Source organism: Herbaspirillum sp. YR522 (assembly GCF_000282575.1).
Classification (GTDB): Bacteria; Pseudomonadota; Gammaproteobacteria; order Burkholderiales; family Burkholderiaceae_D; genus Herbaspirillum.
Genome location: NZ_AKJA01000075.1, coordinates 1 through 13,716, shown reverse-complemented (window position 1 = coordinate 13,716; position 13,716 = coordinate 1). Strand labels below are relative to the sequence as shown.

Here is a 13,716-nt window from a genome sequence, read left to right as displayed (position 1 = left end):
CTGCCGCCGGTGGCCAGCGGCAGCACCAGCTTGTCGGTCAGCCCGAATTGCGGCAGCAGGTCGAGGAAGGCTTTCAATATGCCGCTGTAGGCGGCCTTGTAGACCGGGGTGGCCACCACCACGGCCGAGGCCTCGGCCACCGTGGCCAGCGCCGCCTTGATCTCGGCATCGTTCCAGTCGGCGCGCAAGATCGCCTGGCCCGGCAGGTCGCGCACTTCCAGGCGTGCATAGCGATGGCCCAGGCGTACCAGCTTGTTGCCCACGTGATCGAGCAGGCGGGTGGAACGGGATGGTGCCGATGGACTGCCGGCCAGCAACAGGATGGTCATGTCGATTCTTGCTCGATGAAAGCGGCGCCAGCCGGTGGCCGATCGCTCGCGGTATTCGGATGTTGCTCTGTCATTCGATCCGCCCCGAGCGCCAGGGCCGGGACCGGAAACCGGTCATGCTGCCCGCCCGGGGCCGCATGACCGCCGTGGCCCGCTTACTTCTTGCCCGGCACGTACAGCTGGTCGAACGATCCACCATCGCTGAAGTGGGCCTTCTGGGCCTTTTGCCAGCCGCCGAATTCACCGTCGATGGTCACCAGGTTCAACTTGGGAAATTGCGAGGCGTACTTGGCCGCGACCTTGGGATCGATAGGACGGTAGTAGTTCTTGGCAATGATTTCCTGGCCTTCTTCGGTATACAGGTGGTTCAGGTATTCCTCGGCGACCTTGCGGGTGCCGCGGCGATCGGCCACCTTGTCGACCACCGCCACCGGCGGCTCGGTCAGGATCGACAGCGACGGGGCGACGATGTCGAACTTGTCCGGCCCCCATTCCTTGAGCGAGATCAAGGCTTCGTTTTCCCAGGCCAGCAGGACGTCGCCGATACCGCGCTCGACGAAGGTGATGGTGGCGCCGCGCGCGCCCGAGTCGAGCACCGGCACGTTCTTGAACAGCTTGCCGATGTATTCGCGGGCCGCTGCGTCGTTGCCGCCCTTCTTCTTGGCATAGGCCCAGGCGGCCAGGTAGTTCCAGCGGGCGCCGCCCGAGGTCTTGGGGTTCGGGGTGATGACCGACACACCCGTCTTGATCAGGTCGTCCCAGTCCTTGATCTGCTTGGGATTGCCCTTGCGCACCAGGAACACGATGGTGGAGGTATATGGGGCGCTGTTGTGCGGCAGGCGTTTTTGCCAGTCGGCCGGCAGCAGCTTGGCCTTTTCGGAGATCTCGTCGATGTCGTAGGCCAGCGCCAGCGTCACCACATCGGCATCGATGCCGTCGATGACCGAACGGCCCTGCTTGCCCGAACCGCCGTGGGAAGCCTTGATGGTGACGTTGTCACCGGTCTTGGCCTTCCAGTACTTGGAGAAGGCCTTGTTATAGTCGGCATACAGCTCGCGCGTCGGATCGTACGACACATTGAGCAGCGACAGGTCGGCGGCGTGCGCCACGTGGGCGGCCTGTGCCAGTACCAGCGTGGCGGCAACCGTCTTGATGAGGTGTTTGAGCTTCGACATATCCGTTCCCATGAGTGTTGTCTTGGTGACGCCGGCAGGCGCCCTGTTTGGAGCACACAGGTTAATGACCGTCGTTTTGAAAAAGAACGAATACTTTGTTCTCTAGTTATGCGAAAAACAGATATGCATGATCACGCGCTCCGAATAAAGGCGCCGTCTCTTATATCGAAAGGGGTTTAAAGGATCGGATCGATGTTGTCGAATGACAACCAATCGCCTCGGTGATATTCAAATAAATAATCTGTCTTATCCGGACAGGGTGATCAAGCGCAGTTGAGCGCAGCGTCGACTTCATTGGAGTTTTCACAATGTGGTATAACGGCAGCTATTGCAACGCACCAGACTGCACCATGAAAAAAGAAGCGGCAGGCGAGACAGAAAGCATTTCCATCCAGGTCATCGAGCGCATGGTGTCGCTGCTCGATGCATTGGCGGCCTATCCCGATCCGGTCAGCCTCAAAGAGCTATCGGCGGCCACCGCGCTGCACCCTTCCACTGCGCACCGCATCCTCAACGACCTGGTGGTCAAGCGTTTCGTCGACCGGGTCGAGCCCGGTACCTATCGCCTGGGCATGCGGCTGCTGGAGTTGGGCAATATCGTCAAGAGCCGGCTGTCGGTGCGCGAGGCCGCGCTGGACCTGATGCGCGCGCTGCACCGCAAGACGCACCAGACCATCAACCTGTCGGTGCGCCAGAGCGATGAAATCGTCTACATCGACCGTTCGTTCTCGGAGCGCTCCGGCATGCAGGTGGTACGGGCCATCGGCGGGCGTGCACCGCTGCACCTGACCTCCACCGGAAAGCTGTTCCTGTCGGTGGACGATCCCAAGGCGGTGCGTGCCTATGCCACCCGCACCGGGCTGGCGGGCCACAACAAGAACTCGATCACCGACCTGTCCAAGCTCGAACGCGAATTGTCGATGGTGCGTGCGCTGGGCTATGCGCGCGACAACGAAGAACTGGAACTGGGGGTGCGCTGCATGGCCGCCGGCATCTGCGATGACAGCGGCAAGCTGGTGGCGGGCCTGTCGATCTCGGCGCCAGCCGACCGGCTGCAGGAGGAATGGGTGGATGACCTGGTGACGACGGCCCACCAGATTTCCTCGGCGCTGGGATTCCAGATCAGGGACTGAGCGGGTCGGTGATCAGGATTGCCCTGAAATCGTTGACGTTGGTCAGCGTCGGCCCGGTCACGATGGACTGCCCGAGCGCCTGGAAGAAACCGTGGCCGTCGTTGCGGTCCAGGCTGTCCTGTGCGCTCAGGCCCTTCTTCCAGGCACGCCGCAGCGAATCCGGCGCCAGATAGGCGCCGGCGATTTCCTCCTGGCCGTCGACACCGTCGGTATCGCCCGCGAACGCATGCACGGCCGGCTGTTCGCCCAGGGCCAGGCCCAACGAAAGCAGGAACTCGACATTACGTCCGCCACGGCCATCGCCCTTTACCGTCACCGTGGTCTCGCCGCCCGAGATCAATACGCAAGGCGGCTTGAAAGGCTCGCCACGCGCGGTCACCTGGCGCGTGATGGCAGCCATGACCCGCCCGACGTCGCGTGCCTCTCCCTCGACACTGTCGCTGAGCAGGTATGGCGTCACGCCAGCGGCGCGCGCCACACTGGCAGCGGCTTCCATCGCCCGCTGCGGGGTGGCGATGATATGGGTCTGGTGGCCGGCCAGCCGGGGGTCACCGGGCTTGACCGATTCGCCGCGTCCACTGTGCAATACATGACGCAATCCAGCCGGCAAGTCGATACCATAGCGACGGATGATCTCGAGCGCATCGGCACAAGTGGTAGCGTCGCCGACCGTGGGTCCGGAGGCGATGTCGCCGGGGCGGTCGCCCGGCACGTCCGAGATCAACAGGGTCACGACCTTGGCTGGCCAACAGGCGGCGGCCAGCCTGCCCCCTTTGATGGCAGACAGGTGGCGTCGTACGCAATTGATTTCGCCAATCGTGGCGCCAGACCTGAGCAGGTCGCGGTTCAATGCCTGCTTGTCGGCCAGCGTGACGCCGTCGATGGGCAACGTCAACAACGCCGATCCTCCACCCGATATCAGGCATAGCACCGTGTCATCCGGGCCCAGGCCGTCCACCGCACGCAGGATTCGGCCCGAGGCCTCGAGCCCGGCCATGTCCGGCACCGGGTGCGCGGCCTCGAGGATCTCGATGCGATCGCAGGCAACACGATAGCCATAGCGGGTCACCACCAGGCCCGACAGCGGGCCGCACCAGTGATCCTCGACTGCACGCGCCATGGCCGCTGACGCCTTGCCTGCACCAATGACCACCAGTCGCCCGCGCGGCGGTGGCGGCAAGTACGGCGGCAGGCAATGGTTCGGTTGCGCGCTTTCGATGGCTGCCTGGAACATGTCGAGCAGCAGTTGTCGTGGCACGGGGCTTGGCATGGCTGAAGTCTCCATTCGTGGCGAATCGCGGCAGCGCCTGGCCGGGCCGCCGGTTGCATGCTATCGGTTGACGATACGGGCCGGGATACGCAGCACCAGCACGGCACCTAGCAACATGATGGCCGACAGGATGTATAGGGCCACATCGGCGCTGCCGGTGCGGTCCTTGATCCATCCCACCAGGAACGGGCTGATGAAACCTGCCACTTGCCCCAACGAATTGATCAGCGCCAGGCCACCGGCGGCGGCGGCACTGCCCAGGAAGGCAGTGGGTAGCGGCCAGAACATCGGCAGGCTCGACAATGCGCCCATGGTGGCCAACGACAGGCCGACGATGGCCAAGACCTGGTTGCCGCCAGCCTGGGTAGCGAGCATCAGGCCGGCCAGTCCCACCAGCATCGGACCGCTCAAGTGCCAACGGCGCTCCTTGCGGGCGTCCGCCGAGCGACCCACCAGGATCATGGCGATACAGGCGGCAAAATAAGGGATGGCGCTGATCCATCCCACCGTCACCGCATTGGGGAAGCCCAACGACTTGATGATCGATGGCAGCCAGAAGTTGATGGCATAGACTCCCATCTGGATGCAGAAGTAGACCAGCCCCAGCAGCCAGACCTGGCCATTGGACAACACGCTGGCAAAGGAATCGGCCACCACATTGGCCGCACGGCGTTCGCGTTCGTCGGCTTCCAGCTCGGCCAGCAACAAGCTCTTTTCTTTTTGGTCCAGCCACTTCGCCTGGACAATGCCGTCGTTTAGCAGCGCATAGACCAGCACGCCCAGCAGCACGGTCGGCACGCCCTGCAGCAAGAACATCCATTGCCAGCCGGCCAGTCCGTGATGCCCTGAAAACGATTCCAGCATCCAGCCCGACAGCGGGCTGCCCAGCACCCCGGAGATCGGGATGGCCGACATGAACAGGCCCATGATCCGGCCCCGCCGCGAGGCCGGGAACCAGTTGGTGAAATACAGCACGATACCGGGGAAAAAGCCGGCCTCGAACACACCGGTGACAAAGCGCAATCCATAGAAGGCCTGGGGCGTGGTGACCAACATGAGGGCAGCTGACGCCATCCCCCATGCGATCATCAGCGTACCGATGACCTTGCGCGCCCCGAGACGATGCAAGAGCAGGTTGCTGGGCACCCCGCTGAGCACATAGCCGACGAAGAAAATGCCGGCGCCCAGCCCGTAGACGGTCTCGCTCCACTTGAGTGCGTCGAGCATCTGCAGCTTGGCGAAACCAACATTGACGCGATCGAGATAATTGAAGAGGTAACAGATGAAGATGAACGGGATAAGGTGAAACGTGATCTTGCGGTAGGCGCCTTCCAGGGCAGCCTGGTCGCCCGGCGCATGCCCCGCGCGAGGTGCGCTTGCACTATTGGCCATATCGTCTCCTAGTTTTATTTGGAATAGGTGGCCAGATGCTACAAGCAAGCGCTTCCCAGGCGCATTGTGCAAACCCCCAAAAAAGATCCGGACGCAGAACTTAAATATTGTGCAAGCGCACTTATGGAATTGCGGATGCAAACGCCACACTGGCACCCCGACGCAAGCAGAGGAGACCCGCATGATCGACCTTCCATTGGCGCGCGAGATCGTCGAGCGCACGATGAAAATCATTCCGTTCAGCGTTAACGTCATGGATCGGCACGGCACGATCGTCGCCAGCGGCAGCCCGGAACGCATCGGCAGCGCACACCTGGGCGCGCAACTGGCCTTGGCGCGCCGTAGTACGGTAGAAATCGACGACTCCAGCACGGCCCACCTGCATGGCGCCAAACCGGGCATCAACCTGTTGCTGGTGGTGCGCGGCGACATCTGCGGCGTGATCGGGCTTACGGGGCAACCGGACCAGGTGCGCCAGTTCGCGGAACTGGTGCGCCTGACGGCCGAGATGATCCTCGAGCGCGCCCGGCTGACCGGCGAACTGCAGCGCGAAAAACGCTATCGCGAGGAATTCGTGTTCCAACTGGTGCATCGCACCGGCGTGTCGGACGCCAGCATGGCCGCCTGGGCCGCCCGCCTGGCCATCGACGTGCGCCTGCCGCGCGCCATGTTCGTGCTCGAAGTCACAGGCGCCAGCCACCGCATGGACCTGGTGCTGACCGAGCTGCAGCATGTGCAGGCGGCATTGGCAATGCGCTGGCCCGACCTGCTCACGGCAGTGGTGTCGCCGGGCGAATTGGTGATGCTGGAGGGATTCGACACGGCCGATTCGCCGATGCCGCGCGCGCAGCGCGCCCGCAAGCGCTTGCATGAATTGCATGAGGTGATCCGACCGGCGCTGCAGTTCGCCTCGACCCTGGCCGTAGGAGTGGCACTGCCTGGACTCGACGGTGCCACGGCATCTTACGAATCGGCACGACACACCGCGCGCGTGGGCCGTCGGCGCGAACCGGCGGCAACGGTGTTTTCCTATTTCGAGTTGCATTTACCGGTATTGCTGTCGAGCCTGCAATCGGGCTGGCAGGCCGAACAGTTACGCCAGACGTTGCACAAGCTCAAGGCGTACGACCAGAAGAACGGAGTGCTGGTCAAAACGCTGATGAGCTGGTTCAAGCACAACAACCATCCCGCTCTGACAGCCCAGGCCCTGCACATCCACCGCAATACCCTCGATTATCGATTGCAGAAGATCGGCGAGCTGACCGGTCTCGACCTGGCCATCATCGACGACCGCCTGATGCTATACGTGGCGTTGCAGATCACCCCGGCCGAGGCCGGCGACTGACAGCGTCGCCACCATGCAACCGGGGATAAAAAAAAAGCGAACCCGGAGGTTCGCTTTTTTGCCAATGGATCTGACCGCTGGTCAACCCTGGTCTGCCCGCACCATCTTGACCCGGGTCAGGTTCTTCGGTTGGTCCTCGACCAGCCACTTGCGCATGCGGGTGGCATCACCGACGTGCGACAGGCGGCCCTTCGAATCGAGGAACACCATCACGATAGGACGCCCTTCGATGCGGGTATACATCACCAGGCAATGCCCTGCTTCGTTGATGAAACCGGTCTTCTGCAAGCCGATGTCCCATTCCTTGCTGGACGTCAGGCGGTTCGAGCTGTTGTATTGCAGCGCGTGGCCGCTCGGTTCGACCATGTACTTGGGATCGGTCGAATACTGGCGGATGATCGGGTATTGATATGCCGCCACCACCAGCTTGGCCAGGTCGCGCGCGCTGGCCACGTTCTGGCTCGACAGGCCGGTGGAATCGACGTAATGGGTATCGAGCATGCCCAGCGAACGGGCCTTGGCGTTCATCGCCTGCACGAATGCCGGCAGCCCGCCCGGATAGTGACGACCCAATGCCGATGCCGCACGGTTCTCGGAGCTCATCAGGGCGATGTGCAACATGTCGTCGCGGCTCAGCTGCGCGCCTACGCGCAGGCGCGAACTGCTGTGCTTCTCGCGGTCGACGTCGTCATCGGTCACGCTCAGGACTTCTTCCATGTTCAGGCGCGCTTCGACCACCACCAGGGCGGTCATCAGCTTGGTCACCGATGCGATCGGCAATGCCACGGCGGAATTCTTTTCGAACAGGACCTGCGAACTGGCCTGGTCGATCACCAGCGCTACGTTCGAACGCAGTGCCAGCGGATCTTGCGTCAGGTTCAGGCCGGCGATGTCGCCGGCGGTCATCACGGGGGGGACCGCAGGGACCGAAGGCGCAGCCGAGACGCGTTGATAGGCGACATGGCGGCGACCCTTGGCTACCGTGGTCTTGCGTACCAGCCGTTCGCGATTGTTCAACGAACCGGGCGCCACGGTCTTGGTGGTCACGGCCTTTCTGGCCGCAGGCTTCTTGACCGCAGCCTTCTTGGCAACCGGCTTTCTGGCGGCGTTGGCGCTCTGCGCATTGGCAGGCGACAGGCCAGCCTGCAGCAGAATTAGAGTTGTAAAAACGGCCAGCGCTGATTTGAACATGAGTGGAGCTCCCCCCAATTTACCCGGATAGTACACAAGAGAAACGTTGGCAGTGTAGCAAAAAGAAAAAAATCTGCAAGATAATTAAGTAGTTAGCGCAATCATGTGATCCACTTTCTACCTGCCGCTCGTCACTCTGCCCCCAGGCAGAACGTATTATTTTTGTTAGTCGAACGACATGTCTTGATCCAACCCCGGCCGTGGCCGCGGCCCTACCCTGTAACCCAACGCATGATAGCAGTCTAGAACCGTGCGCGGCGCCGCCATTTGAATAACAAAAGGCAATAGCCGTGCCAGCTATGCGATTTGGCTGTCGGGATAACGGCATGGCCGGCCAGCGGGTTGACCGGCTCAGGAATGACCTGACAAACACAGCATTAGCCTAACTTGATCGCCTGCAGCATGAGTACGTCGATCGAGAAGGAATGATCCGCTTCCAGCAAAAAATAATTGCGCACCTCGGCCGGGGCGCTGTCCCACAGGGCGTGGATGGCGGCAATGTGGGCCGCGGGAGTACGCATGCGTGCCACCCACGAGTCGAATTCGAGGCGCAGCTTCCAGTGCTGGTCGCCGGTCACGGCAAACCCGGCACGCCCCAGCAGCTTGCGCCAGGAACCCGGGCTGACATTGCGCACATGCGAGGTATCGCGCAGCAATTCGATGGCCTGCACATAGGTGTCGGCCAGCACGTCCTCAGGCGCGGCGGTGTCGATGATCACCAGCCGCCCGCCCGGCTTGAGCACCCGCAAGGCCTCGCTCAGCGCCAGCGGCAGGCCGCGCCAGTGATGCGCCGAATAACGGCTGCAGACCAGGTCGAAACTGTCGTCGGCGAACGGCAGGCGATCGGCACTGCCCTGCTGTACCGACAGGTTGTCCAGGCCGCGCTCGGCGGCCGACGCGGCCACCACCTCGAGCATCTGCGGCGACAGATCGTAGGCCACCACGCTGGCGACCACCGGCGCCACCGCGAAGGCGACGTGGCCACCGCCGCAACCCAGGTCCAGCACCCTGGCCTGGTCGATGGCGCCGGCAATCTGTGCCAACTGCTGCAGGTCCTGGCCTTGCGCATGTACGGCGCTGGTAAGGTAGGCGGCGGCGGTATTGCCGAATTGTTCGGTGACGACCTGGGAATGGCTACGCATGGCTTGGCTCCGGTGGAATGGATGGATCGGTGGATGAAGGAGCCAGTCTAGCGATTTATTATCCTGTTACAAGTTGGGCATTTATACTATTACCCTTTCCAACAGGATATGCCTCCATGGACCACGATCTTGCCCGCCGCCGCGCCCTGGGCGACTTTCTCAAGAGCCAGCGCGAGCAGACTTCGCCGGCCACCGCCGGCCTGCCGCCGATGGCGCTGGCCGGACGTCGTCGCACGCCCGGCCTGCGGCGCGAAGAGGTGGCGCAACTGTGCGGCATCAGCGTGACCTGGTACACCTGGATCGAACAGGGTCGTACCGATTCGGTGTCGCCCCAGGCGCTGGCGCGCATCGCCGATGCGCTGCAACTGGCGCGCGCCAAGCGCGCCTACCTGTTCGAGTTGGCCACCAAGAAAGACCCGAGTGCACCGGCCCATGGCGAGGACGCCGCCATCGCCGCCGAAATCACGGAAGTAGTGCACAGCATCCGTGCGCCGGCCTACCTGCTGGACCGCTATTGGAACGCCGTGGCCTGGAACAATGCCGCCAGGAAATTGTTCGCCGGATGGCTGGACGTGCGCGGCGAGCGCCATAACCTGTTGCGTTTCATGTTCGGCACGGCGGCGGCCCAGGCCCTCACCGGCGACTGGGAGCAGCGTGCGCGGCGCGTGGTGGCGGAGTTCCGCGCCGATTGCGGACAGGCGCTGGACGATCCACAGATGAGCGCGCTGGTCGAGGAGCTGTCGGCCAGCAATGCCCTCTTCAAGCGCGCCTGGGGCCTGCAGGATGTGGTGGAACGGGAAGGCGGGGAACGGCGTTTCCACCATCCGCAGCAGGGCCAGTTGCGTTACCGGCAAGTCAATTTCAGGGTAGCCAATCGGCCCGACCTGAAACTGGTGACGCTGATGCCAGCCGACTGACGCGCCTGCATCCGGCGACTGCCAGTACGATGCGCGCTACTTGCGCACCACGAAGGCCACGCCGATGACGCCCACCAGCATGCCGAGCGCACCGATGAGGCTGAAGGCTTCGTTGAACATCAGCCATGCCATGACCGCCGTGGTGGGCGGCGTCAGGTACAGCAGGCTGGTGACGCTGGTGGCGGCGCTGCGCCGGATCAGCGCAAACAACAGGAAGATGGCACCGATCGACAAGGCCAGCACCGACCACGCCAGCGCCACGATGAACTGCGGGGTCCAGGCCACCGTGCCCAACTGCCAGTCCAGGCCTTCGAGCACGATCGCAAAGGGCAGGATCACCGCCGCCGATGCCGAGAACTGGATCACCGTACCGGTGCGCAGGTCGAAGTGCGCGCAATAGCGCTTCTGGTACAGCGTGCCGGCGGTGATGCACAGCAGCGCAAAGACGCACAGGCCGATGCTTGCGCCCGACAGCCCGATCAACGAGATCTTGTTGGCCACCACCAGCCCCACCCCGCACAGGCCCAGCGCCAACCCCAGCCACTGGCGCGGCCGCACCGATTCACCCAGCAAGGGCGCGGCGAACGCGGTCAGGATCGGTTGCAAGCCGACGATCAGCGCCGACAGCCCGGCCGGCATGCCGATCTTGATGGCGCACCAGACCCCGGCCAGGTAACCCGCCTGCAACAGCACCCCGGCCAGCGCCACATGCCTGATGCGGCCATGCGGCCAAGGGGCGCGAAACAGCAGCACCAGAGGCAGCAATACCAATAGCACGCCGATGAAACGCAATAACAGGAAAGTCAGGGGAGGAGCGTACGGCAGGCCGAACTTGGCCACCACGAAACCGGTGCTCCAGATCAGCACGAACAGCAGCGGCACCAGGTTCAACAGGGCATTGCGGCGATTGCCGGCGGCGGGGACCATCATCTTGTATCTTTCAGCGGAGCCAGGCCTATTGACGGCGCCAGGCGTGGCGACTTGCGAGTCTAATTGTTTGTATATGCACGTCGACGGTTTGCACCAGATCGGTGCCGTAACCGCCCGCCATCGTAACCGCTACCGGGATTTTCTGCTGGGCCGCCATCGAAAATACCATCTGGTCGCGCGCGGCCAGGCCTGGCATGCGCAATTTCATCTTGCCCAGCCGGTCGCTCTCATACGGATCGGCACCGGCCAGGTAGATGATCAATTGCGGTGCGAAGTGGCGCTGTACGGTATCGAGCGCTTTCAAGCAATAACTCTCGTGGCGAAGGACCAACGGCGAGGCAAGCGCATGTGGCACTGTGACACTGCGGCACGACCGCCGGTAGTTGGATCGATTTCATCAGCGCCGGGCGAGGGTCTGACCAGTGAACCGCGGTGCTTGCGATCCAGATCAACTACTGCCGTGCTTGTATCCGCTGGCGCATTGACTTTGTTAGTTTTTACACTAGAATCGGTTTGTGCAACGCGTCAAATCCAAATAAAAAATTCCACGGAGACTTCCTTCCTGCCGCGCAGATCGGTCCGTAAGCATGCACTCATTCGCAGTCTGTCTTTGTCATCAACCATCAAAACCAGAGGATGTTTCAATATGACGACCTACACCGACCATTTTTCCGCCGCCGCCAGCGCAAATGCCGAACTGCAGTTCGCCCTGATGAGCCAGTTGGCCAGCAAGACCTTCGAAGGCGTCGAGAAACTGGTGGATCTGAACCTGAAGGCAGTCAAGTCTTCGCTGGAAGAAGGCCAGCTCACCGCACAACAGCTGTTTGCCGCCAAGGACCCGCAAGAATTCTTTTCGCTGGCCAGCGCCCAGGCGCAGCCCACGGCCGAAAAATCGGTAGCCTACGGCCGTCACCTGTCGGGTATCTTCTCCAGCACCCAGGCTGAACTGACCAGGACCGTAGAAGGCCAGATCGCCGAAGTGAACCGCAAGTTCGTGGCGCTGATCGACGAAGCCTCGCGCAATGCGCCGGCCGGCTCCGAGCAGGCGATCTCGCTGTTCAAGACCACGCTGGGCCACTTCAACGCAGGCTACGAGCAATTCAGCAAGAACGCCAAGCAGGCCGCCGACGTCCTCGAAGCCAATGTCACCACCGCCGTCGACCAGCTGTCGCAGGCCGGCGCCAAGGCTACCCGCGTGCGCAAGTAAGTCGAATCGACTTCATCTCCTCGGTTCCGGATGCCCGGTGCCGTTGCGTGCCCTGACTTGCGTCAGGGCATTTTTTTGCATGGCGCTGCGCAGCCGTGCGGTGTTGCGCGGCCTCAGGCGCTGACCTGGTATTCGGCCTTCAACTGTCGCAAGCCCTGTTGCAACTTCTCGAATGCCGGCGCGACCTGCTGCGGGTCGCCCTTGACGCCAAGATCGATATGGCGCCGGGTCTGCTGGTCGCCCACATGCGGCAGGCTGAACACCTTCACCTGGGTGAACTCGGCCTCGATGGCCTCCATCAGCGGGGTCAGGGTCGATTCGGCCGATTCGAATACCAGCATCGAGCGCTCGGCCCAGGCCTGGCGATGGAACAGGTCGGCGTAATGCGTCTCGAGCACCCACTCGAACATCGGCCAGGCCATCACCGGAAAGCCCGGCGCAAAATAATGGGCGCCCTGGCCGCTGGTATTGCGCAGCGAAAATCCGGGGATCTTGTTGTAGGGATTGGGAATGATGTCGGCCCCCTCGGGAAACTCCCCCATCTTCAGCCGGTGCAGGTTCTCGGGACTGTCGAAGTCCGGGGTGACGCCGGCCTCGCCGGCCATGTCGCCGATGCGCTCCTGTATGCGGCGCCGGGCGTCGGGATGCAGCAGCAACGGCACGCCCAGCGCAGCCGCGGCGCACTGGCGGGTGTGATCGTCGGGCGTGGCGCCGATGCCGCCGGTGCAGAACACGATATCGTCGCTGGCCAGCGTGCGCTTGAGAGTGGCGGTGATGCGCTGGGGGTCATCCCCCAGGTATTCGGCCCAGGATAACTGCAGCCCGCGCTGGGTCAGCAATTCGAGGACCTTGGGAAAATGCTTGTCGATGCGGCGCCCGGAAAGGATTTCGTCGCCGATGATGATGAGTCCGATCGCCATGTCTTTGCTGTGCCGATAAAGGGGTTAACAAACTATGACGATTATGCCCCATTCACCCCGGCCACGTCGCTCGTCGCCGGCTGCGCGCAACGCTGGCGCTGCAGGGCCTCGAGGCAATAGTACTGGAACCACAGGCCGGTAAAGACGAACACCAACACATACAGCCAGATGGCGCCGGCGGCCAGCAGCGGGAACAGGATCACCGACAGCGCGCCACCCAGCCACAGCAAGGTGGGCGCCGCGCCCAGGGCGCCGGCCACGGTACCGATGACCAGCAGCGGCCAGCGGTGCTGGCGCAGCACGGCATGCCGTTCGTCCACGCTGGCGTGATCGGCCAGGGTATCGTAGGCCATCACACGATAGGTCAGCCAGCCCCACAGCAGCGGATGCACGACGAAGCTCAGCGGCGGGATCAGCGCCAGCGGCAACGTGGCCAGCCACAGCACGGTAAACACCGCAAAACACCACAGCGAAGTCCAGAGACTGCCGCGCCAATTGCCGCCGTGACGCATTTCCAATCCCGGATAGTGGCGCGTGCCCACATGCCGCGCCACGGCCGGAATGGTAAACAACCCCACGAAGACCAGCGCGGTCAGGATCATCAAGGGCAGCAGCGCCCACATCGCCAGCATCGGCACGATCACGGTCTTCAAGGCGCCCAGGCCGAACCAGGCCAGCAGGCTGCCGACCGTGCCGAAGGTGCCGTGGCTGATGAAGTAGTCCTGCAGGAAATCGATCATCGGCTGCAGGCACAGCCACAGGCCG

General features: G+C 62.9%; 13 protein-coding genes and 1 pseudogene. 4 read left to right on the top strand and 10 right to left on the bottom strand.

The genetic code is table 11. From position 1 onward, the window contains the following. Together PMI40_RS11480 and PMI40_RS11475 are read right to left on the bottom strand one after the other, a co-directional pair. Window positions 1-329: NAD(P)H-dependent oxidoreductase (locus PMI40_RS11480; protein WP_008115363.1), on the bottom strand; the 329-nt coding region annotated here is incomplete at its 3' end. Window positions 330-484: 155 nt separating this feature from the next. Then, window positions 485-1,504: a sulfate ABC transporter substrate-binding protein gene (locus tag PMI40_RS11475; protein WP_008115362.1), complete on the bottom strand. Its 1,020-nt coding sequence runs from the start codon at window positions 1,502-1,504 to the stop codon at window positions 485-487. 350 nt (window positions 1,505-1,854) lie between these two features. Between PMI40_RS11475 and PMI40_RS11470 the strand changes: the two genes are divergently transcribed. Next, window positions 1,855-2,637 carry an IclR family transcriptional regulator gene (locus PMI40_RS11470; protein ID WP_040501931.1) on the top strand — a complete coding sequence of 261 codons (783 nt, stop codon included), beginning with the start codon at window positions 1,855-1,857 and terminating at the stop codon, window positions 2,635-2,637. On the opposite strand, the gene PMI40_RS11465 is transcribed toward PMI40_RS11470, so the two are convergent. Continuing rightward, a complete protein-coding gene (locus tag PMI40_RS11465) occupies window positions 2,627-3,907 on the bottom strand; it encodes a glycerate kinase (RefSeq protein WP_008115360.1) in 1,281 nt (426 codons plus the stop codon). The two genes, PMI40_RS11470 and PMI40_RS11465, sit on opposite strands and share 11 nt — an antisense overlap. A gap of 60 nt (window positions 3,908-3,967) precedes the next feature. Beyond that, window positions 3,968-5,299 carry an MFS transporter gene (locus tag PMI40_RS11460; RefSeq protein ID WP_008115359.1) on the bottom strand — a complete coding sequence of 444 codons (1,332 nt, stop codon included), beginning with the start codon at window positions 5,297-5,299 and terminating at the stop codon, window positions 3,968-3,970. Between the two features lie 181 nt (window positions 5,300-5,480). Here PMI40_RS11460 and PMI40_RS11455 point away from each other — a divergent pair, with 181 nt between their 5' ends. Beyond that, window positions 5,481-6,644 (top strand): sugar diacid recognition domain-containing protein, encoded by a 1,164-nt coding sequence (locus PMI40_RS11455; RefSeq protein ID WP_008115358.1) that lies wholly within the window; start codon window positions 5,481-5,483, stop codon window positions 6,642-6,644. Between the two features lie 81 nt (window positions 6,645-6,725). Here the strand turns inward: PMI40_RS11455 and pbpG are convergent, their stop codons facing one another. Together pbpG and PMI40_RS11445 are read right to left on the bottom strand one after the other, a co-directional pair. Beyond that, complete coding sequence (gene pbpG / locus PMI40_RS11450; protein ID WP_008115357.1) at window positions 6,726-7,835, bottom strand: D-alanyl-D-alanine endopeptidase; 1,110 nt, start codon at window positions 7,833-7,835, stop codon at window positions 6,726-6,728. Between the two features lie 377 nt (window positions 7,836-8,212). Then, window positions 8,213-8,977 (bottom strand): class I SAM-dependent methyltransferase, encoded by a 765-nt coding sequence (locus PMI40_RS11445; RefSeq protein WP_008115356.1) that lies wholly within the window; start codon window positions 8,975-8,977, stop codon window positions 8,213-8,215. 116 nt (window positions 8,978-9,093) lie between these two features. Here PMI40_RS11445 and PMI40_RS11440 point away from each other — a divergent pair, with 116 nt between their 5' ends. Then, entirely contained in the window at window positions 9,094-9,894 is an 801-nt protein-coding gene (locus tag PMI40_RS11440) for a helix-turn-helix transcriptional regulator (RefSeq protein ID WP_008115355.1), read from the top strand. 36 nt (window positions 9,895-9,930) lie between these two features. Here PMI40_RS11440 and PMI40_RS11435 read toward each other — a convergent pair whose 3' ends face one another. Continuing rightward, window positions 9,931-10,824, bottom strand: a complete 894-nt coding sequence (locus tag PMI40_RS11435; RefSeq protein ID WP_008115353.1) for a DMT family transporter — start codon at window positions 10,822-10,824, stop codon at window positions 9,931-9,933. A 25-nt stretch (window positions 10,825-10,849) separates the two neighbouring features. Then, window positions 10,850-11,122 (bottom strand): annotated as a pseudogene (locus tag PMI40_RS11430) (histone deacetylase); the annotation flags it as partial. A gap of 348 nt (window positions 11,123-11,470) precedes the next feature. Here PMI40_RS11430 and PMI40_RS11425 point away from each other — a divergent pair. Beyond that, window positions 11,471-12,031, top strand: a complete 561-nt coding sequence (locus PMI40_RS11425; protein ID WP_008115350.1) for a phasin family protein — start codon at window positions 11,471-11,473, stop codon at window positions 12,029-12,031. A 113-nt stretch (window positions 12,032-12,144) separates the two neighbouring features. On the opposite strand, the gene PMI40_RS11420 is transcribed toward PMI40_RS11425, so the two are convergent. Both PMI40_RS11420 and PMI40_RS11415 read right to left on the bottom strand, forming a co-directional pair. After that, window positions 12,145-12,951 carry a molybdopterin-binding protein gene (locus tag PMI40_RS11420; RefSeq protein WP_008115348.1) on the bottom strand — a complete coding sequence of 269 codons (807 nt, stop codon included), beginning with the start codon at window positions 12,949-12,951 and terminating at the stop codon, window positions 12,145-12,147. 41 nt (window positions 12,952-12,992) lie between these two features. Then, the coding region (locus PMI40_RS11415; RefSeq protein WP_008115346.1) for an EI24 domain-containing protein at window positions 12,993-13,716 on the bottom strand (724 nt) is incomplete at its 5' end.